The 22,073-nt window shown below is 72.5% G+C and carries 20 protein-coding genes; 13 read left to right on the forward strand and 7 right to left on the reverse strand.

What is annotated here, in order from left to right; translation table 11 throughout:
* Positions 1-98: 98 nt before the first annotated feature.
* The 6 genes from ASD10_RS07485 to ASD10_RS07510 all read left to right on the forward strand — a co-directional run bounded on the left by ASD10_RS07485 (position 99) and on the right by ASD10_RS07510 (position 6,030).
* Positions 99-2,177 carry an Ig-like domain-containing protein gene (locus ASD10_RS07485; protein ID WP_082556082.1) on the forward strand — a complete coding sequence of 693 codons (2,079 nt, stop codon included), beginning with the start codon at positions 99-101 and terminating at the stop codon, positions 2,175-2,177.
* A gap of 75 nt (positions 2,178-2,252) precedes the next feature.
* A complete protein-coding gene (locus ASD10_RS07490) occupies positions 2,253-2,747 on the forward strand; it encodes a general stress protein (RefSeq protein ID WP_056606863.1) in 495 nt (164 codons plus the stop codon).
* Between the two features lie 29 nt (positions 2,748-2,776).
* A complete protein-coding gene (locus tag ASD10_RS07495; RefSeq protein ID WP_056606865.1) occupies positions 2,777-3,811 on the forward strand; it encodes a MaoC family dehydratase in 1,035 nt (344 codons plus the stop codon).
* The gene (locus ASD10_RS07500; RefSeq protein WP_056606867.1) at positions 3,808-4,389 is read left to right on the forward strand and encodes a histidine phosphatase family protein; all 582 of its coding nucleotides are present in this window, start codon (positions 3,808-3,810) and stop codon (positions 4,387-4,389) included. The genes ASD10_RS07495 and ASD10_RS07500 overlap by 4 nt, the downstream gene beginning before the upstream one ends.
* A gap of 49 nt (positions 4,390-4,438) precedes the next feature.
* Positions 4,439-5,176 carry a hypothetical protein gene (locus tag ASD10_RS07505; RefSeq protein WP_056606868.1) on the forward strand — a complete coding sequence of 246 codons (738 nt, stop codon included), beginning with the start codon at positions 4,439-4,441 and terminating at the stop codon, positions 5,174-5,176.
* Positions 5,177-5,202: 26 nt separating this feature from the next.
* Positions 5,203-6,030 carry a PHP domain-containing protein gene (locus tag ASD10_RS07510; RefSeq protein ID WP_056606870.1) on the forward strand — a complete coding sequence of 276 codons (828 nt, stop codon included), beginning with the start codon at positions 5,203-5,205 and terminating at the stop codon, positions 6,028-6,030.
* Positions 6,031-6,053: 23 nt separating this feature from the next.
* Here ASD10_RS07510 and ASD10_RS07515 read toward each other — a convergent pair whose 3' ends face one another.
* From ASD10_RS07515 to ASD10_RS07530, 4 genes are read right to left on the reverse strand one after another with little or no spacing between them, the layout of a single operon-like run.
* Positions 6,054-6,791, reverse strand: a complete 738-nt coding sequence (locus ASD10_RS07515) for an FAD-binding oxidoreductase (protein ID WP_082556083.1) — start codon at positions 6,789-6,791, stop codon at positions 6,054-6,056.
* Positions 6,788-7,399: a sulfite oxidase-like oxidoreductase gene (locus ASD10_RS07520; protein ID WP_056606873.1), complete on the reverse strand. Its 612-nt coding sequence runs from the start codon at positions 7,397-7,399 to the stop codon at positions 6,788-6,790. The genes ASD10_RS07515 and ASD10_RS07520 overlap by 4 nt, the downstream gene beginning before the upstream one ends.
* Positions 7,399-8,235, reverse strand: coding sequence for an alpha/beta fold hydrolase (locus tag ASD10_RS07525; protein ID WP_056606876.1), 837 nt, complete (start codon positions 8,233-8,235; stop codon positions 7,399-7,401). Before ASD10_RS07525 ends, ASD10_RS07520 begins: the two co-directional genes overlap by 1 nt.
* A gap of 27 nt (positions 8,236-8,262) precedes the next feature.
* Positions 8,263-9,021 carry an SDR family oxidoreductase gene (locus ASD10_RS07530; protein WP_056606878.1) on the reverse strand — a complete coding sequence of 253 codons (759 nt, stop codon included), beginning with the start codon at positions 9,019-9,021 and terminating at the stop codon, positions 8,263-8,265.
* A 67-nt stretch (positions 9,022-9,088) separates the two neighbouring features.
* On the opposite strand from ASD10_RS07530, the gene ASD10_RS07535 reads away from it, so the two are divergent.
* Positions 9,089-9,904 (forward strand): ParA family protein, encoded by an 816-nt coding sequence (locus ASD10_RS07535; protein WP_056606881.1) that lies wholly within the window; start codon positions 9,089-9,091, stop codon positions 9,902-9,904.
* A 28-nt stretch (positions 9,905-9,932) separates the two neighbouring features.
* Positions 9,933-10,613 (forward strand): L,D-transpeptidase, encoded by a 681-nt coding sequence (locus ASD10_RS07540; protein WP_157432490.1) that lies wholly within the window; start codon positions 9,933-9,935, stop codon positions 10,611-10,613.
* Between the two features lie 132 nt (positions 10,614-10,745).
* Here ASD10_RS07540 and ASD10_RS07545 read toward each other — a convergent pair whose 3' ends face one another.
* Positions 10,746-12,221 (reverse strand): DEAD/DEAH box helicase, encoded by a 1,476-nt coding sequence (locus tag ASD10_RS07545; protein WP_157432491.1) that lies wholly within the window; start codon positions 12,219-12,221, stop codon positions 10,746-10,748.
* Positions 12,222-12,357: 136 nt separating this feature from the next.
* On the opposite strand from ASD10_RS07545, the gene ASD10_RS07550 reads away from it, so the two are divergent.
* Positions 12,358-13,056, forward strand: a complete 699-nt coding sequence (locus ASD10_RS07550; RefSeq protein ID WP_056606886.1) for a ferritin-like fold-containing protein — start codon at positions 12,358-12,360, stop codon at positions 13,054-13,056.
* A gap of 72 nt (positions 13,057-13,128) precedes the next feature.
* Here the strand turns inward: ASD10_RS07550 and ASD10_RS07555 are convergent, their stop codons facing one another.
* Together ASD10_RS07555 and ASD10_RS07560 are read right to left on the reverse strand one after the other, a co-directional pair.
* Positions 13,129-13,386: a DUF3107 domain-containing protein gene (locus tag ASD10_RS07555; protein WP_235501781.1), complete on the reverse strand. Its 258-nt coding sequence runs from the start codon at positions 13,384-13,386 to the stop codon at positions 13,129-13,131.
* The gene (locus ASD10_RS07560) at positions 13,383-14,027 is read right to left on the reverse strand and encodes a TetR/AcrR family transcriptional regulator (protein WP_235501782.1); all 645 of its coding nucleotides are present in this window, start codon (positions 14,025-14,027) and stop codon (positions 13,383-13,385) included. The genes ASD10_RS07555 and ASD10_RS07560 overlap by 4 nt, the downstream gene beginning before the upstream one ends.
* A 128-nt stretch (positions 14,028-14,155) precedes the next feature.
* On the opposite strand from ASD10_RS07560, the gene moeZ reads away from it, so the two are divergent.
* From moeZ to ASD10_RS07580, 4 genes are read left to right on the forward strand one after another with little or no spacing between them, the layout of a single operon-like run.
* A complete protein-coding gene (gene moeZ / locus ASD10_RS07565) occupies positions 14,156-15,328 on the forward strand; it encodes an adenylyltransferase/sulfurtransferase MoeZ (RefSeq protein ID WP_056606891.1) in 1,173 nt (390 codons plus the stop codon).
* 10 nt (positions 15,329-15,338) lie between these two features.
* Positions 15,339-15,638, forward strand: a complete 300-nt coding sequence (locus ASD10_RS07570) for an MGMT family protein (RefSeq protein WP_056606894.1) — start codon at positions 15,339-15,341, stop codon at positions 15,636-15,638.
* 29 nt (positions 15,639-15,667) lie between these two features.
* A complete protein-coding gene (locus tag ASD10_RS07575; protein ID WP_056606896.1) occupies positions 15,668-18,895 on the forward strand; it encodes an ATP-dependent DNA helicase in 3,228 nt (1,075 codons plus the stop codon).
* Positions 18,892-22,071, forward strand: coding sequence for an ATP-dependent DNA helicase (locus tag ASD10_RS07580; RefSeq protein WP_056606898.1), 3,180 nt, complete (start codon positions 18,892-18,894; stop codon positions 22,069-22,071). The genes ASD10_RS07575 and ASD10_RS07580 overlap by 4 nt, the downstream gene beginning before the upstream one ends.
* The last annotated feature ends 2 nt before the right edge of the window (positions 22,072-22,073 follow it).

Below are 22,073 nucleotides of genomic sequence, written 5' to 3' on the forward strand. Positions count from 1 at the left end.
CGGGGACGGTCGGGGACGCCTAGGCTGGCCGGCGGCCTGACGGATGGTTGGGCCTGCTCCCACAGCGCGACGTCGGTCGCGAGTCCAGAGGTTTCCGAATGTCCTTGTCCCGGCGCGTGCTCGCGTCCATCGTCTCGGCGGCCCTGGTCGCCGTCGTCCCCGTCGTCACGGCCCCGGCAGCGAGTGCTGCCGTGCCCGAGATCGCGACCTACTACCCGTCCGGACCGCAGAAGGACGTGCCGGTGTCGACCGTCACGGCCGGCGGCTGGACGCAGTGCGCGGTCAAGACCATGGCGGAGCCCGCCGGAGCTGCGGGTGAGAAGCTGCTCAGCACGTGCACCGGCAACTACATCATGCTGGCCGGACGGGCAGCGGGCAGCAACACGCTGTCGCTCCTCGCCGCCGCCCCCCGGGCGGACGCGACCTCCGCGACCGACGTCGAGAACAGCAGGACTCGGCTGTCCAACGGCTCCGAGTGGTACTTCGGCCCCGGCTACTCGTGGGGCTTCGCTCCCGCGGGCTCGTCGGTGTCCTTGAGCATCTGCGACGTCGACGACGGTGACCAGCGGCTGTGCGTGCACAACATCACGTACACCGGCGGGTACCGCATCGGCAACCGCCTCGGTCTGAACGGAAGCACGGACTACGAAGTCGTCGTGTACCAGGCAGACAAGGTCAAGGAGAACCAGACCGTCACGATCACGTCGACGCGTCCTGACCCCGCGTCGATCGGATCGACCTACACCGTCGCGGCGACCGCCAGCTCGACCCTGCCCGCGTCGTACTCGCTGACCGACACGAGCAAGGACGTCTGCTCGATCGACGGCGCGACGATCACCTTCGACCACGCGGGCTCCTGCACGGTGAACGCCGACCAGGCCGGCGACGACAGCTACAACGCCGCCCCGACGGCCACGGAGACGATCACGGTCGCCAAGACCGCGCAGACCGCGACGATCGACTCGACCCCGACGGCTGCGGTCGTCGGCGCGACCTACACGCCCACCACGAGCGGCAGCGCGGGCGGCTCGCCGACCGTGCTGGGCGTCGAGGGCGGCGCCTGCACGCTGGCCGACGGCACCGTGACCTTCACCCACGCGGGCCAGTGCACCGTGACGGCCGACCGCGCGGGCAGCGAGGACTTCTCGGCCGCCACGCAGGCGCGTCAGGAGCTCGTCGTCGACCGGGCGGCCACGAAGACGACGTTGACGGTCGAGCCCGACCGGCTCGTCGCGACGGTCGCCGTCGAGGCGCCCGGCGCGGGCAACCCCGGCGGGAACGTCGACTTCCTGGTCGGTGGCACGTCGGTCGGCACCGCGGAGGTCGAGGACGGCCGGGCCGTCCTGGCGTACGCCGTCCCGAGCGGCCAGTCGCGCCAGGTGGCGGCGAGCTTCGCCGGCACCGAGGACTTCGCCGGATCGTCGACGTCCGTGACGCGCAACGACCCGTCCATCACCGCCTCGATCAGCAGCCCGTCGGCGAAGTCGGCGGCGGGCTGGTACCGCGCCCCGGTCACGGTCAGCTTCACGTGCACGCCGAACGGCGCGCCGCTGGCATCGGCCTGCCCCGCGCCCGTCACGGTGGGTGCCGAGGGAGTGGCCCCGGCCATCACCCGATCGATCGCCGCGACCGACGGCGGCGTGGCGACGGTGAACGTCGACGGCATCGCGATCGACCGCTCGACGCCCCGCGCCAAGGTCACCGGCGTCAAGGCCGGCCGCAGCTACGCGGGCGCGGCGCCCAGGGCCCGGTGTGCCGCTCGGGACGCCGTGTCGGGCGTCGACTCCTGCACGGTGTCGCGCAAGACCAAGGGATCGCGCACGACGGTCACGGCTGTCGCCACGGACCGCGCAGGCAACACGTCGCGCGCCTCGGTGACCTACAGCACCCGCGCGGTCTACATCGACGGCGCACGCTACTCGCGCGGCGTCTACTCGGTGAAGGCCGGGCGGGCCTACCGCCTGGTCGTCGTCGGACGCTCCGGCCGTCCCGTGTACTACGACGCCGAGGTCTCGCCGCGCAAGCCGTTCAAGCGCGACCATGCCTTCAAGAGGGCCGGCAGGAACCGGTGGGCCCTGTCGGTGCTGATGGAGAACGGCATGCAGCGCCAGAAGCAGTGGAACCTGGGCGTCAAGACGGGCTCGACGATGAACGTCCTGAAGGTTCGCGCGAGGTAGCGCACGGCGCACGACCACGGGGCCCCGGACGATCGTCCGGGGCCCCCGTCCGCGCGACCGGACTACGCTGGAACCATGCCTCCCCTCCAGAACGGGCTCTTCGAGCTCGAGTTCCCCCAGTCGCTCGGGGTGTACGACAAGTACGCCGACGCCCAGAAGGTCGTCGACCACCTCTCCGACCACGACTTCCCGGTGCAGAACGTGCTGATCGTCGGTACCGACCTGCGCCAGGTCGAGCGCGTCACGGGCCGCCTGACCTGGAGCAAGGTGCTCTCCGCCGGCGCCTGGTCGGGCATCGGCATGGGTCTGTTCGTGGGCGTCGTGCTGTCGGCGTTCTCCGACGGCAGCGGCTTCCTGGCGACGGTGGCCGGATGCGTGCTGCTCGGCATCGTGTTCGCGATGATCTTCTCGGCAGCGGGCTACGCCGCCACCCGTGGGCAGCGTGACTTCAGCTCGGTGCAGAGGGTCGTCGCCACCCGCTACGAGGTGCTGGTCGAGCACAAGCTGCTCGGACGGGCGCAGGAGCTGGTCGGCCAGCAGCCCGGGCTGCGCCCCGACCCCTTCGCCTGAGACACCCGCAGATCGGGCATGCTGGGGCCGTGAACAAGACCAATCCCGGCAACTTCTTCGAGGACTTCGCGGTCGGCCAGGTCATCGACCACGCCACGCCCCGCACCGTCACCGAGGGCGATCGTGCGCTCTACCAGGCGCTGTACCCGACACGGTTCGCGATCCCGTCGTCGGCCGAGTTCGCCGCCTCGGTCGGTCTGACGCCGGCGCCGGTCGAGGACCTCGTGGCGTTCCACATCGCCTTCGGCAAGACCGTCCCGGACGTGTCGCTCAACGCCGTGGCCAACCTGGGCTACGCCGAGTGCCGGTTCCACCGGCCGGTCGTGCCGGGTGACACGCTGCGCACGTCCTCGGAGGTCATCGGCCTCAAGCAGAACTCGAACGGGAGGACCGGCGTCGTGTACGTCCGGTCGACCGCGACGAACCAGCGCGGCGAGACCGCCCTCGACTGGGCGCGCTGGGTCATGGTGCACAAGCGCGACGCCGCCGCACCGGCGCCCGAGACCGTGGTGCCCGAGCTGGCCGACGTCGTCGCGCCGGCCGACCTCGTCGTGCCCGACGGCCTCGACTTCAGCGCCTACGACGTCGTCGCGGCCGGCGAGCCCCACCGCCTCGGCGACTACGAGATCGGCGAGACGATCGACCACGTCGACGGCGTCACGCTCACCGATCCCGAGCACATGCTCGCGACCCGGCTGTGGCAGAACACCGCCAAGGTGCACTTCAACACCGAGGCGCGCCCCGACGGCACCCGGCTGATCTACGGGGGGCACGTCATCTCGATGGCGCGGGCGCTGTCGTTCAACGGCCTGGCCAACGCCCAGCTGATCGCCGCGATCAACGCGGGCGCGCACGTCGCACCGGCGTTCGCCGGCGACACGGTCTACGCGTGGTCGGAGGTGCTCGACACGGCCGAGACGTCCGCCCCCGGCGTCGGCGCGCTGCGGCTGCGACTCGTGGCCACGAAGGGTCGCGACGAGTCGACCACGCTGCGCGGAGACGACGGGAAGTACCGCGACGGGGTGCTGCTCGACCTCGACTACTGGGCGTTCGTCCCCCGATGAGCGGCGACGCGACGCCCGTCGAGCTGTGGCTCGTCCGCCACGGCGAGACCGAGTGGAGCCGCTCGGGCCAGCACACGTCCGTCACCGACCTCGAGCTGACGCCCGACGGCGAGGCCGTCGCGGCGCGCCTGACGCACCCGCTGGCCGAGCACTCGTTCGGTCTGGTGCTCACGAGCCCGCGTCGCCGGGCCCGACGCACGGCCGAGCTCGCGGGCTTCGCGCACGCCGAGCCCGACGCCGACCTGGCCGAGTGGGCCTACGGCGACTACGAGGGCCTCACGACGCCGCAGATCCACGAGTCCGACCCTGACTGGTCGATCTGGACGGGGTCGACGCCGGGCGGCGAGACGGCCGCGCAGGTCGGCGAGCGGCTCGACCGCGTGGTCGCCAGGGCGCGCGCGGCCGGCGGACGCACCCTGGTGTTCGCGCACGGCCACTCGCTGCGCGTCCTGGCGGCCCGGTGGCTGGGGCTCGAGGTGTCGGAGGGCCGGATCTTCGACCTCGACACCGCGACGGTCTCGGTGCTCGGCGACGACCGGGGCACCCCCGTCGTCCGCCGCTGGAACGTCTCCGCCTGACGGTCGTCCGTCTGTGGCAGGCTGTCGGCCAACACATCGGGGGACGATCATGCTGAGAACCGTCGCGACCACCGCGCTGGCGTCGTTGCTGCTGCTGACTGCCTGCGGCGGTGGCTCCGACGAGCCGTCCGGCACGGCGCCGAAGCCGACGGCGGGGGCGGGGGCGGCCGCGAGCAGCAGCCCGACGCCGGAGCGCGTCCGGACCGTCGCGGAGCTGACGGCCGCGTTGCCACGCAGCAGCCAGGTGCCCACAGGAGACCGGAAGATCGGGTCGTGCCCCGGGGACGACTCCTGCCAGGCCGACACGGCCTCGGTGACGATCGAGCTGACGCGGCCCGTCGGCGCCCAGGAGCAGGAGAGGCTGGCGGCCGAGGAGTTCTCCAGGGACTTCGTCCAGGTCACCGCCACCGCCGGCACCGACGAGGCGGCACCGCAGACGACGCTCGCGACGATCCGCGACCGTGCGGCGCGCTACGTCGGCGCGTTCGACCTGCCGGCCACGAAGACGTCCGACACGACGTACACGCCGGCCGAGAAGGGCGAGGGGACGCTCGACGACGTCACGCTCGAGGGGTGGAAGGGCTTCGTCTCCGCGCGGGACGTGACGTTCGCAGACCCCGAGGGCGAGGGCGCGACGCACCCGTACCAGTCGACGCAGGTGCACCTCGTCAAGGGCACCACCTTGATCTCCTGCTACGTCACGGTGATGACCGGGCCGCGGGGCGCGGGCGCGGCGACCGAGATGGCCCGGCAGCTGGCCACCGACTACATCCAGCGGCTGGGCTAGCGCGAGCGCCTCGATAGCCTGAGGCCGTGCGCATCGACCTCCACACCCACTCGAACCGATCCGACGGCACCGACACGCCCCGCGAGCTGGTCGAGAAGGCGGCGGCCCAGGGGCTCGACGTCGTGGCCCTGACCGATCACGACTCGACCGCCGGCTGGGCCGAGGCGCGTGCCGCCGCCGAGCGGGCCGGCATCGAGCTGGTCGGCGGCATCGAGATCTCGACGATGCTCGACGGCGTCAGCATCCACCTGCTGGGCTACGGCTTCGACCCCGACGACCCCGCGCTGCTGGCCGAGCTCGGACGCGTCCTCGGCGGGCGCGACGACCGGCTGCCGGCGCTGCTGGACCAGCTCGCCGGCCACGGCATGCCCCTGACGGTCGACGACGTCGTCGCCCAATCGGGCGCCGCGGCGGCGTCCGGCCGCCCCCACGTGGCCGATGCCATGGTCGCGGCGGGCTACGTCCGCGACCGCGACGAGGCGTTCCGCGACTGGCTCTACGACGACGGGCCGGTCTACGTCGCCCGCTACGGCACCCCGCTGCGCGACGCGATCGACCTGGTCGCCGCGGCGGGGGGCGTCTCGGTCGTGGCCCACCCGTGGGCCCGCAAGGCGCGACGGGTGCTGACGCCCGACGTCATCTCGGCCCTCGCGGCGCAGGGGCTCGGCGGGGTCGAGGTCGACCACCTCAACCACTCCGACGAGGCGCGCACCGAGCTGCGGGGTCTGGCTCGCGACCTCGACCTCGTCGTGACGGGCTCGAGCGACTACCACGGTGCCGGCAAGGGGCCCGAGTTCCACCTCGGGGCGCACACGACGGCCCCCGAGGAGCTCGAGCGCCTTCTCGGTCGCTGATCCGCCCGCGGCAGGGGGCCGGCTCAGCCGGTGGGGCCGAACTGCTCGACGCGCACGGCGTCGCTGCGCACGCCGGCCTCACCGAGGATGCGGCCGACGAAGCTCACGAAGCCCACCGACCCGCACACGTACGCCCGCTCGATCCCGTCGGCCAGCGGCACGAGCTCGTCGGGGTAGATGTGCGCCGCGACTCGCTCGGGCCCGTCGGCCTGCGGCTGGTTCTCGCGGGTCAGTGCGATGAACGCCCCGTACTCCTCGAGCTCGTCGGCGTACGGCAGACGGTCACGCGTCTGCGCCGAGGCCACGACGCGCAGCAGCGGCTCGGTGCCCGTGCGGCGCGCGTGCCGCATCATCGAGACGAACGGGACGACGCCCGAGCCTCCCGCGACGCACAGCGACGGCGTGGTGCCGCCCCACACGAACCAGCGTCCGATCGGGCCGCGCACCTCGAGCTCGTCGCCGACCTCGACGACCTCGTGCAGGAAGCCCGAGACCTCGCCGCGGGGCATGCGCTCGACCATGATCTCGACCAGCGGATCGGCCGGGTCGGACGCGATCGAGTACGACCGCTGGGCCGTGTAGTCGTCGGGGGCCCGCAGGCGGACGACGTAGTGCTGGCCGGGCACGTGGTCGTGCCGGTCGACGACCTCCAGGCGCAGCTTCACGAACGACGAGCCGACGTGCTCGACCTCGCGCACCGTGGCGGTCGTCCACGAGCTCGCGACCGGCTCGGGGAGCACCTCGTCGGCGGAGGCCGTCATGCATCGCCCTGGTAGCGCTGCTCGAGCCACGGGTCGCCGCGGTCGTGGTAGCCGTTGCGCTCCCAGAACCCCTGCTCGTCGTGGTCGCGCAGCTCGATGCGGGTGATCCACTTGGCGGACTTCCAGAAGTACAGGTGCGGCACGAGCAGCCGGACCGGGCCGCCGTGCTCGGGCGTCAGCGGCTTGCCGTCGAACTCCCACACGAGCCAGGCCTTGCCGCCCGTGATGTCGGCGAGCGGCAGGTTCGTCGTGTAGCCCGTCGTGGCCGTCGCGAAGACGTGGGTCGCCTCGGGCCGCACGCCGGTGACCTCGAGGAGCGTGTCGACGCTGACGCCGGTGAACGTCGTGTCGAACTTGGTCCACGTCGTGACGCAGTGGATGTCGCCGAAGTACGTCGAGCCGGGCAGGGCGTGGACGCCCCGCCAGTCCCACGTCGTCGGGGTGTCGACGAGGCCGTCGACCGTCATGGTCCACGTGTCGACGTCGACCTGCGGCGTGAGCTCGGCCGTCAGCGTCGGCCATCCCGCGCCGGTGTCGTACTGGCCCGGCGGCAGGCGGTCGTCACCGCCCCGGCGGTCGCGTCCGGTGAATCCTCGTGTGACGGCCATCAGATCGTCTCCTCGTGCTGGGTCTGCAGGAAGGGCAGCCACGCGTCCATCAGGGCTGCGGGGTTCTCGACGGCGGGGGAGTGCGCCGAGTCGGGCACGACGTGGACCGTGGTGCCGAGCCGCTCGGCCAACGTGTCCTGGACGTCGTGCGGCCACGCGTCGTCGTCCGCGCCGCGGCCCACCCACGTCGGCACGCCGGTGGCGAGCACGTCGTCGACGACGTCGGGGGCGTCGATCAGGTGCTGGGTGATGGCGCGCAGCGAGCGGGGGTCGTTGGACGTGAACCGCTTGGCCAGGAACCGCGTGATCTGCGCGGGGCGCTTGATGCCCTGCTCGCGCAGCTCGTGGATGTCGAGCAGCGGCACCTTGCCGATCGCCGAGACGAGCTTGTGGAGCGGACGCCGGTCGGAGTCGCCGAGCGCCCCGGGGCCGGTGCACAGCAGGCTGAGGCTGCCCACCTGTGACGGCGCCAGGACCGTGGCGACCTGCGCGACCAGACCGCCGAACGAGTGGCCGAGCAGGTGCGTTCCGGCGCCGGTCGCGTGGGCCAGGTGCAGGGCGTCGCGGGCGAAGGCCTCGAGGGAGTAGTCGTCGCTGGGGGCGCTCTCGTACTGGCCCGCCTGGTCGTACGTGCGCGCGTCGTAGCCGCTCGCGGCGAGCAGGGGCAGCAGCGGCAGCAGGTCCTCCTTGCTGCCGGTCCAGCCCGGGACGAGCAGCACGGCGCCCCGGCTGGGGCCCACGGCGTCCGCCGACAGCACCGCGAGCTCGCCGTGCAGGCCGGCCTCGGTGGTGCGGACGACGCCGGGCGGCAGCTCGAGGAACTTGGGGACGCTCACGACGGCTCGCCCACGCGACCGCTCACCTCAGCGGCCACGCTTGGCCATCCGGGTGACGAACGGGGCCGGCAGGTGACGGGCGAGGCCGGCGAGCACCTGGTAGCGCAGGCTCGGGATCGAGACCGCCTTGTCGCGCGCGAGGTCGGACAGCGACGCCGCGACGACCTTGTCGGCCTTGAGCCACATCCACCGCGGGACGCCCGAGACGTCCATCTCGCCGCGCTGGTGGAACTCGGTGCGCACGAAGCCGGGGCACAGGGCCTGCACCGAGATGTTGACGTCGTCGTAGTGCACGTCGGCCCACCGCGACAGGTTGACGAGCCACGCCTTGTGGGCCGAGTAGACGCCGCGCGGCGTGAAGGCCGCGACGCTCGCGACGTTGATGATCTGGCCCCCGCCGCGCCCGGCCATGGTCTTGATCGCGGCGTCCATGAGGTGCATCGGGGCGCGGACCAGCAGGTCGAGCTGACGGTCCTCGTCGGCGATGTCGGTGGTGCCGAACCAGCCCGCCAGCGACGCGCCCGCGTTGTTGACCAGCAGGTCGACCGGACGGGTCGTGTCGGTCAGGGCGTTGGACGCCAGCTGCATGCCCTGCTCGGTCGACAGATCGGCCGTGACGACGTCGACGCGGACCCCCGAACGGTCGCGGATGTCGGCGGCGACGGACTCGAGGCGGTCGGTCGTGCGGGCCACGATCACGAGGTCGTGGCCACGTCGCGCGAGCTCCTGCGCGAACGCGAGGCCGATGCCTGATGTCGCCCCGGTCACCAGTGCTCGACGTGTCATGCACCCAGCATGCCAAACCCTCGCGCGAGCGCCCCCTCTGCGGTCGCATTACTGACACAATGGGCGCGTGACGACGACGATCGCGGTGGCCAACCAGAAGGGCGGGGTCGCCAAGACGACCACGGTGGTGTCCCTCGGGGCGGCGCTCGCCGAGCTCGGGCAGCGCGTGCTGCTGGTCGACATCGACCCGCAGGGCAGCCTGACGTTCTCGCTCGGCATCGACCCGGAGGACCTCGAGCTCACGGTCGCCCAGGTGCTGCTGGGCACCCAGCTGGCCGACGACGCGATCGTCGTGACCGACGACGGCATGCACCTGCTGCCGGCGAACATCACGCTGACGCAGGCCGAGGAGAGCCTCGTGGGCCGCACCGGACGCGAGCAGCGTCTGCGCGTCGCGCTCGACAAGGTCGTCGACGACTACGACTACATCCTGATCGACTGCCCGCCGACGCTGGGCGTGCTGACCGTCGGCGCCCTCTCGGCGGCGCAGCAGGTGTTGATCCCGCTGCAGGCCGAGACGTTGTCGCACCGCGGCGTCGGCCAGCTGCTCGACACGATCCACGACGTCCGGCAGTTCATCAACCCCAAGCTCGAGATCATGGGCGTCCTGCCGACGATGTACGACGGCCGCACGACGCACGCCCGCAACGTCCTCGAGGCGATCGGCGAGACGTACGACCTGCCGGTCGTCCTGCCGCCGATCCCCAAGACCATCCGGTTCGCCGAGGCCCCCGCGATCGGTCGGTCGGTGCTGTCGACGGCCAAGAACCACAAGGGGGCCGAGGCGTACCGCGAGGTCGCGGCCGGCATCCTGGCGGCCGCGGGTGCGGCGACGGGCCCGAAGGGGCCCCGCTCGCGCAAGCGCTCCGACTCCCCGGACTGAGCCGTCGACCCGGGGCTAGGATGACGGGGTGTCCAAGCACCGCGCCGAACGTCGCCCTGCCCGCCGGGCAGCCCTCGCCGTGGCCGCGCTGGGGCTCACGGCCGTCGTGGGTGCCGCCGCAGCGGTGGTGCCGCAGCTCGGCACGGACGCGGCCGACGCCCGGCAGGCGGTCGCCGCACCCGGTGGCCCGACGCCCGCGGTGACGCAGGCCGCGCCGGTCGAGCAGGCCGCGCCGTCGACCGCCGTCACCGAGCCGGAGGTCGACGTCGACGTCGACGCCGTCGCGCTGGCCGTCGACGATCCCGCCGTGCCGGCCGACTCCGGCGAGGGCCGGCGCATCGTGTTCTCCGAGACCGAGCAGCGGGTGTGGCTGGTCGACGCCGACGAGACCGTCGAGCGCACCTACCCCGTCTCGGGCAGCCGCTTCGACAACCTCGACCCGGGCACGTACCGCGTCCAGTCCAAGACGCGCGACGCGACGGCCTTCGACGCGAGCGGCACGATGGAGTACTTCGTCCGCTTCGCGACGGGCTTCAGCGAGCCGATCGGCTTCCACTCCGTGCCCCGCGACAACGACGGCGTCCTCGAGCAGACCAAGGCCCAGCTCGGCACGCCGCTGTCGGCCGGCTGCGTGCGGCAGTGGAAGCCCGACGCGATCGCCCTGTGGGAGTTCGCCCCCGTCGGCACCGCCGTCGTCGTCACCCCCTGACGCCGACGAGTCGCGCACGCCCGCCGACGAGTCGCGCACGCTCGCCGACGAGTCGCGAAGGCCCGACCACGAGTGACTCGTGGCCGGGCCTGTGCGACTCGCGAGCGGGCGCCAGCGACTCGCGGGCGGGTGCTACTCGGGGTTGGTCGAGCGCTGACCGCTGCGGGTACGGGTGCGGCTGCGCTTGCGGATGCGGGGCGCGTCCTCGCCGGTCGGCAGGGGAGCCGGGGCATCGGGAGCGGCCTGCGGACGGCCACCGCCCGACGACTGCTGACGTCCGCCGCGGTCTCCGCCGCCACGGCTGCCGCCGTCACGACCACCGCCGCCACCGCCACCGCCGCGGTTGCCGCCCTCGCGACCACCGCCGCGGTTGCCGCCGCGACCGCCACGGTCGTCGTCCTTCTTCGGCTCGCGCGGCGACGCGGCCTTGAGGCGTCCCTTGACGTTCGGGTCGATGCCGAGGTCGTGGAACAGGTGCTCGGACGTCGAGTACGTCTCCTGCGGCTCGTCGAACGGCAGACCCAGGGCCTTGTTGATGAGCTTCCAGCGCGTGATGTCGGCCCAGTCGACGAACGTCACCGCGATGCCCGAGGCGCCGGCGCGACCCGTGCGGCCGATGCGGTGCACGTAGGTCTTGTCGTCCTCGGGGCAGTTGTAGTTGATGACGTGCGTGATGCCGGCGACGTCGATGCCGCGGGCCGCGACGTCGGTCGCCACGAGGATGTCGATCTTGCCCTCGCGGAACCGGGCGAGCGCCTTCTCGCGGGCCGGCTGCGCCATGTCGCCGTGCAGCGGCGAGGCCGGGAAGCCCCGGTCGATCAGCTCGTCGGCCACCCGCTGCGCCGTGCGCTTGGTGCGGGTGAAGATGATGACGCGTCCGACGTCCTCGGCCTGCAGGATGCGCCCGACGATCTCGGGCTTGTCCATGTCGTGGGCCTGCCAGACGAACTGCGCCGTCGCCGGCACCATCTGGCTGTCGTCGTCACCGGACTCGGCGCGGATGTTCATCGGGTGGCGCATGTGCTTGCGGGCCAGCCCGACGATCGCGCCCGGCATGGTCGCCGAGAACAGCATCGTCTGACGCGACTCGGGCGTCTTGGCCAGCAGCGACTCGACGTCGGGCAGGAAGCCCAGGTCGAGCATCTCGTCGGCCTCGTCGAGCACCAGCGTGCGGATGTGCGACAGGTCGAGCGCGCCCCGGTTGGCCAGGTCGAGCAGACGTCCGGGCGTGCCGACGACGATGTCGACGCCGGCGGTCAGCGCGTCGAGCTGCGACTCGTAGGGGACGCCGCCGTAGATCGTCAGGTTGCGGGTGCCGCGCCCCTTCGAGGCGACGGCGACGTCGCTGGCGACCTGGATCGCGAGCTCGCGCGTCGGCGCGACGATGAGGGCCTGCGGCTTGCCGGCGAGCTCCTCGTCGAAGTCGGCGTCGGCCGGCAGCGAGATGCGCTGGATGACCGGGATGCTGAAGGCCAGCGTCTTGCCGGTTCCGGTGCGCGCCTGGCCGATGAGGTCGGTGCCCTGGAGGGCGACGCCGAGCGTCATCTCCTGGATCGGGAAAGCTTCTTCGATGCCGACGGCGATGAGCGCGTCGGCGATCTCGGGCATGACGCCCAGATCTTTGAACGTAGTCAGGGTCTTCTCGAATTCTTCAGATTCGTGGGATTTCCACCGTCAGTCTAACGTCTGCGAGCCCTGTGGTTCGTGAGCCCGCCGCCGCGGGCGCACGCTACGCTCCATCGTCATGGCCTCCCTCGACGATCCGACCCCCTCCACGATCGACGATCCGGTGTACCGCACCGGCGTCCTGGAGCTGCTGGGGCTGCTCGCCTACGGCGAGATCAGCGCGTGCGAGCGACTCGCCGAGGACGCCAAGATGGCGCCCGACCTGCGCAACAAGGTCGAGATCGCCGCGATGGCGACGGCCGAGTTCGGGCACTTCGAGAAGCTGCGCGACCACCTCGTCGCGATGGGGGAGGACCCCTTCGAGGTCATGCTGCCGTTCGCGGCCACGTTCGAGCGGTTCCACCGGCAGACCAAGCCGTCCGACTGGCTCGAGGGCCTGGTCAAGGCCTACGTCGGCGACGGCCTGGCCGCCGACTTCTACCGCGAGATCGCGGCGTACCTCGACGCCGACACCCGCGAGCTCGTCCTCGACACGCTCAGCGGCACGGGCCACTCCGACTTCGTGATCGACGCGATCCGCGGCGCGATCGACGACGACCACCGCGTCGGCGGACGTCTCGCGCTGTGGGGGCGCCGGCTCATGGGCGAGGCGCTGAGCCAGGCGCAGATGGTCGTCGCGGAGCGCGACGCGCTGAGCACCGTCCTGGTGGGCGGCGTCGACCACCCGGGCATGGACCTGGCCGGCATCGGACGCATGTTCACGCGCCTGACCGAGGCCCACGCCGCCCGCATGGACAAGCTGGGCCTGGCTGCCTAGAGGCGCTCACCGTCCCGGTGACCCGGCGACCCGTCCGGTCGCAGGACACGTCGCCAGGTCACCGCCCAGCGGTCAGGCTCCCGCGGTGACGGCTTCGCTGGCGGCGAGGCCGAAGCCGACCTTGCGCCCGGCGTCCGACGTGAAGTCGAGGTAGGCGACCTTCGCGGCCGGGACGGCCACGGTGCGGCCCTTGTCGTCGGTCAGCGTGAAGACGCTGTCGTTCTTGAGAGCCTCGTCGAGCGCGGCCAGGACGTCCTTCGGCGCGTCCTCGGTCGACACGGACAGCTCACGGGGCGCGTACTGCACGCCGATCTTGACCTCCACGGTCACTCAACTCCTTGGATGTTGTCGTCTTCGTTGCGGGGAAAGGCTCCGATGCCGCGCCACGCGAGGGCTGCGACGAGCTGGACGGCCTCGTCGCGCGACAGGCTCGAGTCGTGCGACAGCCAGTTGCGCGCGCCGACGTGGCCCATGCCGACGAGGCTGACCGCCAGCAGGTGGGAGGCGGCCGGCGGCAGGCCGGTGTCGTCGCTGATGACCTCGGCCACGAGGGCCGCGGACTCCTCGACGACCCGGTCGACCTGCGCGCGGACGGCGGGGTCGCTGGTCAGGTCGGACTCGAACACGAGGCGGAACGCGGCGCCCTGGTCGGCGACGTAGTCGTACCACAGCTCCATCGTGGCCTTGACGCGTCGGCGGTTGTCCTGCGTCGACGCCAGGGCGTCCTTGACGCCCTCGACGACCGTGTCGCACGACGTCTCGAGCAGGGCGAGGTACAGGTCGAGCTTGCCGGGGAAGTGCTGGTAGAGCACGGGCTTGGACACGCCGGCGCGGTCGGCGATCTCGTCCATCGACGCCGAGTGGTAGCCCTGCTCGACGAACACCTCGAGCGCGACCTCGAGCAGCTGGGCCCTGCGCGCGGTGCGCGGCAGTCGGCTCGTGCGCTGACGCATCGGGATGGCTTCGGTCACCAGCCCAGCCTACTGGGGGCGCCCACGATCCGGACGGGCGGAGCGGGCCCGTGCCCCGACCGGGAACAATGGGGAACTGATGCGACGTTGTGCCTGAAGTCGTCGTACGTGCCATCGAAGGAGAACCCGTGGTCGCCCCACTCGTCGAACCAGCAAGCGAGCTCACGATCGACGAGGTGCGCCGCTACAGCCGCCACCTCATCATCCCGGACGTCGGCATGACCGGCCAGAAGCGTCTGAAGAACGCCAAGGTGCTGGTCATCGGCGCCGGCGGCCTCGGCAGCCCCGCGCTGCTGTACCTGGCCGCGGCGGGCGTCGGCACGCTCGGCATCATCGACGACGACGTCGTCGACGAGTCGAACCTGCAGCGCCAGATCATCCACGGCCAGTCCGACATCGACAGGCCGAAGGCCGAGTCGGCCGCCGCGTCGGTCGCCGAGACCAACCCGTACGTGACGACCATCGTCCACAACGAGCGTCTCGACAACGACAACGTGCTGGAGATCTTCGCCCAGTACGACCTGATCGTCGACGGCACCGACAACTTCGCGACGCGCTACCTCGTCAACGACGCCGCGGTCATCCTCGGCAAGCCGTACGTGTGGGGCTCGATCTACCGCTTCGAGGGTCAGGTCAGCGTCTTCTGGGCCCAGGAGGGACCGCAGTACCGCGACCTCTACCCCGAGCCGCCGCCGCCGGGCATGGTCCCGTCGTGCGCCGAGGGCGGCGTGCTGGGCGTCCTGTGCGCCTCGATCGGCTCGATCATGGTCACCGAGGCGATCAAGCTCATCACCGGCATCGGCGACCCGCTGATCGGCCGCCTGATGGTCTACGACGCGCTCGAGATGCGGTACTCGACGCTCAAGATCCGTCGCGACCCCGACGGCGTCCTGCCCACCGAGCTGCTGAGCGACTACGAGGCGTTCTGCGGTGCGATCAGCGAGGAGGCCGCCGACGCGGCCGCCGACTCGACGATCTCGGTCGCGACGCTCGACGGCTGGCTCAAGGAGCGCAACGACGGCGGCCGCGACTTCGTCCTGGTCGACGTGCGCGAGCCGGGCGAGTACGAGATCAACAAGATCCCGGGCTCGATCCTGATCCCGAAGGGCGAGTTCCTCAACGGCAAGGCGCTCGAGCAGCTGCCGAGCGACCAGCAGATCGTCCTGCACTGCAAGTCGGGCGTCCGCTCGGCCGAGGCGCTGGCGGTGCTGAAGGGTGCCGGCTACAAGGACTCCGTCCACGTAGGCGGCGGCGTCGTGGCGTGGGTCAACCAGATCGACCCCAGCCAGCCGACGTACTGAGCGAACCGACGTGGACGACGGTTACACCGATCGCGTCCTGGACCTGGTCGAGCGGATCCCGCCCGGCCAGGTCCTGTCGTACGGGGCGATCGCGGAGATCCTGGGCGAGGGCGGCCCGCGCCAGGTGGGTCGTGTCATGGCGATGGACGGTGGCGCGGTCGCATGGTGGCGCGTCGTGCGGGCCGACGGCAGCCTCACCGCGGCGCACGGCATGGGTGCCCAGGAGCACTACGCCGAGGAGGGCACGCCGATGCGTGCCAGCGGCCACGCGGTCGACATGTCGCGGGCACTCTGGCAGTACCGCGACTGACTGTCGGCCCCGTCTGGTGGGATGGGGTCATGCCGATCGAGTACGTGCTCCAGACGCCTGACGTCGAGCCCGCGCTCGTGCCGACGCTCGACGCCGAGCAGCGAGCCGTCGTCGACCACCCCGGTGGGCCGTTGCTGGTGCTCGCCGGCCCCGGCGCGGGCAAGACGTCCACGCTCGTCGAGGTCGTGGCCGACCGGGTCGACCGGGGCCTCGCGCCCGACGAGATCCTGGTGCTGACGTTCAGCCGCAAGGCCGCCGACGAGCTCAAGTCGCGCATCGCGCGCCGGCTCGCCCGCACCACCGCGTCCACGCCGGCCATGACGTTCCACTCCTTCTGCTACGCCCTGGTGCGGCAGCTGCAGGACCCGGACGACTTCGTGCGTCCCCTCCAGCTGCTCAGCGCGCCCGAGCAGGACGCCGTGATCCAGCGGCTCCTGGCCGAGGGCGACGCCGAGGAGTGGCCGGCGATCATCCGCCCGTCGCTGCGCACGCGCGGTCTGGCGGCCGAGATGCAGCGGCTGCTGTCCACGGCCCGCGGGCGCGACATGGACGCGCTCGACCTGCTGCGCCTGGGCGAGTCGACCGGACGCGAGGAGTGGAAGGCCGCCGCGCGGTTCTTCGACGACTACACCGGGGTCGCCGCCCTGCAGAACACGATCGACTACTCCGACCTGGTCTTCCAGGCCGTCCAGATGCTGCGCGACCCGGCCCGGCGCGACCGCGTCCGCGCCGCCTACCGCCTAGTGGTCGTCGACGAGTACCAGGACACCGACCCGCTGCAGGTCGAGCTGCTGCGGGCACTGGCCGGCGACGGGAGGGACGTCATCGTCGTCGGCGACCCGTACCAGTCGATCTACGGGTTCCGCGGCGCCGACGTGCGCGGCATCCTCGACTTCCGCACGCAGTTCCCCCGGTCGGACGGCTCGCCGGCCGATCTCGTGGTCCTCGGCCGCACCAGTCGCTACGGCGCGACGATCTCGTCGGCCGCCGCGTCGATCGTGTCCAACCGCGGTGTGCTCGGGGCGGTCGACGGCCCCGACTTCGACGGTCTGCGGCACCTGACGCCGCGTCGCCACCTCGAGGGCGACGTGCACGTCGAGACGTTCGCGACGCCCACCGCCGAGGCCGAGCACATCGCCCTGATCCTGCGCGAGCAGCGCCTGGCCCGCGAGGTGCCGTGGGGGCAGATGGCCGTGCTGGTGCGGTCGGGCGCCGACATCGCCCGCTACCAGCGGTCGCTCAGTGCGGCCGGCGTGCCGGTCGTCGTGGCCGGCGACGAGCTGCCGCTGGCGTCCGAGCCCTCGGTCCGCTCGCTGCTTGCGGCGCTGCGGGCCGCCGACGACATCGCGCACGACCGCCCCCTCGACCCGGCGGCCGCCGACTCCCTGCTCTCGGGACCGCTGTGCGGGCTCGACGCACCGGCCCTCCGGCGCGTCGGGCGTGCCCTGCGCACCGCCGACCGCACCGACGAGCGGGGTCCACGGGCCTCGCGGCTGCTGCTGGCCGAGGCGCTCGGTCAACCCGCCGTCCTGCTGACGCTCGCGCGACCCGACGAGCCGCTGGGCCACTCGGCGGCCAAGGCCTCGCGGCTGGCCTCGTTGCTGCGTCGCGCCGCCGACCAGATCCTGGGGGGGCAGTCGGCCGAGCGCGTGCTCTGGACGCTGTGGTCGGGCACCCCGTGGCGCGACCGCCTGCGGGCCGAGGCGCTCGGCGACGGCGAGGGCTCGGCCCGCGCCGACCACGACCTCGACGTCCTGGTGGCGCTGTTCGCGCAGGCGGCCCGCGCCGAGGAGCAGCAGCAGCGTCGTGGCCTGGCGACCTTCGTGGCCGAGCTCGAGGCGCAGCAGATCCCGGCCGACACGCTGGCCCAGGGGGCGATCGCCCCCGACGCCGTCCAGCTCATGACGGCGCACCGGTCCAAGGGGCTCGAGTGGCGCACCGTCGTCGTCGCCGGCGTGCAGGACGGCACCTGGCCCGACGTGCGGCACCGCGGCAGCTTCCTGCGCGCCGAGCGGCTCGGCCCGCACGGCGAGGTGTCGCCCCCGACGGCGCGCGAGGCGCTGCGCGAGGAGCGACGACTGTTCTACGTGGCGTGCACGCGGGCCCGGCAGCACCTGGTCGTCACGGCGGTCGAGAGCGGCCGCGAGGACGGCGACCAGCCGTCGTTGTTCGTCTCCGAGCTGTGGGACCACCTGCACCGGCACGCCGACGGCTCGGTGCCCGAGCGGCAGCCCCGGCGCCGCCCCGACCGCCCGCTGTCGCTGCGCGGGTCCATCGCCGCGCTCCGGCGCCTCGGCGAGACCACCGACAGCGACGTCGTCCGCGACCGGGTGGCCCGCTCGCTCGCGCTGCTGGCCGAACGCCCGGGCGGTGCCACGCGACCGGCCCGTCCCGAGCGGTGGTGGGGCATGGCGGCGATCACCCGCAGCGAGCTGCCGATGCGCGATCCCGAGGCGACGATCCGCCTGTCGGGCAGCTCGGTCAGCTCGATCGTCGAGTGCCCGCTCAAGTGGTTCTACGACCACGAGGTCAAGGCCTCCACCGCCACCACCACGGCCCAGGGCTTCGGATCGGTCGTCCACGCCGTCGCGGCCGAGGTCGCCGAGCAGCGCCTCCCGGCCGACGCCGAGGCGCTCGGGGTCTACGTCGACTCCGTCTGGGACCAGCTGGCCTTCGCCGCCGACTGGATCGGCGGCCGCGAGCGCGCCGAGGCGCGCGACGCGCTGGTGCGCTTCGTGTCGTGGCACCTGCGGCACGGCCGCACGACGCTGGCGGCCGAGCACGAGTTCTCGGTGACGACCACGATCGACGGGCGCGAGGTCACCCTCGACGGCTCGATGGACCGGGTCGAGATCGACGCGGACGGCGTCCACGTCGTCGACCTCAAGACCAGCAAGTCGGTGGCCGACCGCAAGGACCTCGCCGAGCACCCGCAGCTGGGCTTCTACCAGCTGGCGGTCGACCTCGGCGCGACGTCCGGGCTGGCCGAGGGCATCCGGGCGGCCGGTGCCGAGCTCGTCCAGCTGCGCAACGGCGAGAAGAAGCTGCCCGACTACCCGGTCGTCCAGCCGCAGGACGCGCCACCGGCCGACCAGCCGTTCTTCGCGCTCGAGCAGCTGACCCGATCGGTGCACGTCATCGCCGACGAGAGCTTCGACGCGACCCCCAGCGAGAAGTCGTGCCGCTACTGCGAGTTCCAGCGAGCCTGCCCCGCCCAGCCGGAGGGCGCCAGCATCCTCGGAGGTGGGCAGGCATGACGCGGCTCCCCACGACCGACGCGCTCGACCGCGTCTTCCAGGGCCTGTACCCGGCAGCGCCCGGGCGGCCGCCGTTCCGCTTCTCCGAGCCCCAGCTGGCCGCCATCACGGCTCCCGTCGACCGACCCAGCGTCATCATCGCGGGCGCCGGGTCGGGCAAGACGACCGTCATGGCCGCGCGCGTGGTGTGGCTCGTGGGCCACCACGGGGTCGCGCCCGAGCGCATCCTCGGCCTGACCTTCACCAACAAGGCCGCCGCCGAGCTCGGCGTCCGCATCCGGCGGTCGCTGGCCGCCCTCGAGGTCGAGGCCGACGGCGAGCCCACGACGTCGACGTACCACGCCTTCGCGGGCACGCTGATCGCCGAGCACGGCCTGCGGCTCGGCATCGAGCCCGATCTGCGCATCCTCTCGGACGCGTCGCGCTTCCAGCGGGTCGCGCAGGCCATCGAGTCGTACGACGGCGAGCTGGTCGAGGTCTCGACCAACGTGCCGCGGCTCGTCGGCGACGTTATGGCCCTCGACGGCCAGCTGTCCGAGCACCTCGTCACGACCGACGAGCTGCGCGCCTTCGACGTCGACCTCATCGCCCGGCTCGAGGGTGAGGAGAAGCGGTACGCGGTGCACGACAGCGGCATCGCGGCAGCCCGCAAGCGCATCGAGCTGACGCGCCTGGTCGACCGTTACCGCCGCGCCAAGGCGACCGCCGGCGTCATGGACTTCTCCGACCAGATGGCGTGGGGCGCCGAGCTGTCGGCCGTCCCCGAGGTCGCCGAGTCGCTGCGCGAGCGGTTCGACGTCGTCCTGCTCGACGAGTACCAGGACACCTCGGTGGCCCAGCGCGACCTGCTCAAGAACCTGTTCTCGGGCGACGACGCCGAGCACGGGCTCGGGCACCCCGTCATGGCGGTGGGCGACCCGGCACAGGGCATCTACGGGTGGCGCGGAGCCGCGGCGGGCAACCTGATCGAGTTCCTCGACCAGTTCCCGACGTCCGACGGCGGCCGCGGGGCACAGTTCTCGCTGGTCGAGACGCGGCGCTGCGGCCGCAGCATCATCGGCGCGGCCAACGAGCTGGCCGCCGAGTTCTACGCGACGTCCGACGTCGTGCAGCCCCTGCAGGCGCACCCCGAGAACGTCGAGGGCGAGGTGACGGTGGCGCTGCACCCGACGGTCGCCGACGAGGTCGCCTCGGTCGTGGCGGGGGTCCGTGCGGCGATCGACGCCGGCCACCCGCTGTCCGAGATCGCGATCCTCGTGCGCGTCGGCGGCGAGAACGGCGAGATCGTCGCGGGGCTGCGGGCCGCCGGCATCCCGTTCGAGGTCGTCGGGCTCACCGGGCTGCTGTCGCAGCCCGAGGTGCTCGACCTCGTGTCGGTGCTCGAGGTCGTCGACGACGTCACGGCCAACCCCGCGATGCTGCGCCTGCTCACGGGGCCGCGATGGCACATCGGGCCGCGCGACCTCGCGCTCCTGGGCCGGCGTGCGGCGTCGCTGAGCGGCCGGACGTTCGGCCGTGAGGGCGACCTGTCGCTGGAGGAGCAGCTCGCCAAGGCCGTCGAGGGCGCCGACCCCACCGAGATCGTGTCGCTCGCCGACGCCGTCGAGGACCCGGGCGACCTGCCCTACTCGCCCGAGGCGCGCGTCCGGTTCCAGTCGCTGGCCGGCCTGCTGTCGGGCCTGCGCTCGCACGTCGGCGAGCCGCTGTACGACTTCGCCCGCCGGGTCATGCACGCCCTCGACCTCGACGTCGAGCTCGAGGCGGCCGGGGCGCCGTCCGGCCTCGACAACATCGCCCTGCTGCTCGACGCCGTCGCGGCCTACTCCTCCGACGACTCCTACGCCTCGCTCGCGGGTCTGCTGGCGTACCTCGAGGCCGAGGAGCGCTACAACGACGGCATGGAGGTCTCCACCCCGTCCGACGCCGACTCGGTCAAGCTGCTGACGGCGCACAAGGCCAAGGGCCTGGAGTGGCGCGTCGTGTTCGTGCCCTTCATGGCCAAGGGCGTCTTCCCGCACTCGCGGGGGCGCTCGCGGTGGGTCGGCAGCGCCACGACCCTGCCGGTCGCGCTGCGCGGCGACGCCGACCAGCTGCCCGACATCGAGGCGTGGACGTACGCCGGCGACAAGGAGTACCGGGCGCTGAACTCCGCCGACGCCCTGCAGGAGGAGCGTCGCCTCGGCTACGTCGCCTACACGCGGGCCAAGCTCGAGCTGCACGTCTCGGGGCACTGGTGGGGTCGCACGGCGACCAGGCCGCGGGGTCCCTCGCCGTTCCTCGACAACACCCGGGCCTGGCTGGCGGCGCGCGGGGTCGAGCCGCTGCTGTGGACGCCCGAGCCCGACGCCGACGACCGCAATCCCCTGGCCGAGCAGCGACTCGCCGTGGCCTGGCCCGCCTCGACGGCCGACCTCACGGCCCGCCACCGGCTCGCCGCCCTGGTCGACGCCCACATCGACGACCCCGGCTCGCCCGACCTGCCCGAGTTCGGCACGGCCGACGAGCAGGCCGAGCTCGAGCTCGTCCGGCAGATCGAGGACGAGCTCGAGCTGCTGATCGCCGAGGCCGACCGGGCCGCCGACCCCGTGCGCACGATCGAGCTGCCGTCGACGCTGTCGGCCACGACGGCCCTGCGGCTCGCGCAGGAGCGCGACGAGCTGCTGGCCGAGCTCGCCCGCCCGATGCCGCGCGAGCCCGTGCCCGGCGCGCGGTTCGGCACCCGCTTCCACGCCTGGGTCGAGGCGCAGCTCGAGGGCGGTCAGCAGTCGCTGCTCGACCCTGCCGACCTGCCCGGGCGGGGCGACGCCCACATCGGCGACGACGACGAGCTCGACGAGATGACCGCGAAGTTCCTCGCGGGCCCCTACGGCGGCAGCACGCCCCACGCGATCGAGGCGCCGTTCTCGATCATGCTGGGCGGGCAGCAGGTCATCGGTCGCATCGATGCGGTCTACCGCACCGAGAAGGGCTTCGACGTCGTCGACTGGAAGACCAACCGGCAGCCGACGTCCGATCCGCTGCAGCTCGCGATCTACCGGCTCGCGTGGGCCGAGCTGCAGGGCATCGACCCGTCCACGGTCGATGGGGTCTTCTACTACGTGCGGCTCGACGAGGTCCGCCGGTACTCCGACCTGCCCGGCCGGGCCGACCTGGAGGAGCAGCTCGGGCTAACGTGATG

Source organism: Aeromicrobium sp. Root472D3 (assembly GCF_001426485.1).
In the GTDB taxonomy this organism is placed as follows: Bacteria; Actinomycetota; Actinomycetes; order Propionibacteriales; family Nocardioidaceae; genus Aeromicrobium.

What these genes read in the sequence shown, in the direction of transcription:
- ASD10_RS07515 (WP_082556083.1), bottom strand. Translation starts at nt 6,791, where the DNA reads ATGACGGCCTCCGCCGACGAGGTGCTCCCCGAGCCGGTCGCGAGCTCG.
- ASD10_RS07490 (WP_056606863.1), top strand. Translation starts at nt 2,253, where the DNA reads ATGCCTCCCCTCCAGAACGGGCTCTTCGAGCTCGAGTTCCCCCAGTCG.
- ASD10_RS07550 (WP_056606886.1), top strand. Translation starts at nt 12,358, where the DNA reads ATGGCCTCCCTCGACGATCCGACCCCCTCCACGATCGACGATCCGGTG.
- ASD10_RS07545 (WP_157432491.1), bottom strand. Translation starts at nt 12,221, where the DNA reads ATGCCCGAGATCGCCGACGCGCTCATCGCCGTCGGCATCGAAGAAGCT.
- ASD10_RS07575 (WP_056606896.1), top strand. Translation starts at nt 15,668, where the DNA reads ATGCCGATCGAGTACGTGCTCCAGACGCCTGACGTCGAGCCCGCGCTC.
- ASD10_RS07580 (WP_056606898.1), top strand. Translation starts at nt 18,892, where the DNA reads ATGACGCGGCTCCCCACGACCGACGCGCTCGACCGCGTCTTCCAGGGC.
- ASD10_RS07505 (WP_056606868.1), top strand. Translation starts at nt 4,439, where the DNA reads ATGCTGAGAACCGTCGCGACCACCGCGCTGGCGTCGTTGCTGCTGCTG.
- ASD10_RS07530 (WP_056606878.1), bottom strand. Translation starts at nt 9,021, where the DNA reads ATGACACGTCGAGCACTGGTGACCGGGGCGACATCAGGCATCGGCCTC.
- ASD10_RS07485 (WP_082556082.1), top strand. Translation starts at nt 99, where the DNA reads ATGTCCTTGTCCCGGCGCGTGCTCGCGTCCATCGTCTCGGCGGCCCTG.
- ASD10_RS07500 (WP_056606867.1), top strand. Translation starts at nt 3,808, where the DNA reads ATGAGCGGCGACGCGACGCCCGTCGAGCTGTGGCTCGTCCGCCACGGC.
- ASD10_RS07520 (WP_056606873.1), bottom strand. Translation starts at nt 7,399, where the DNA reads ATGGCCGTCACACGAGGATTCACCGGACGCGACCGCCGGGGCGGTGAC.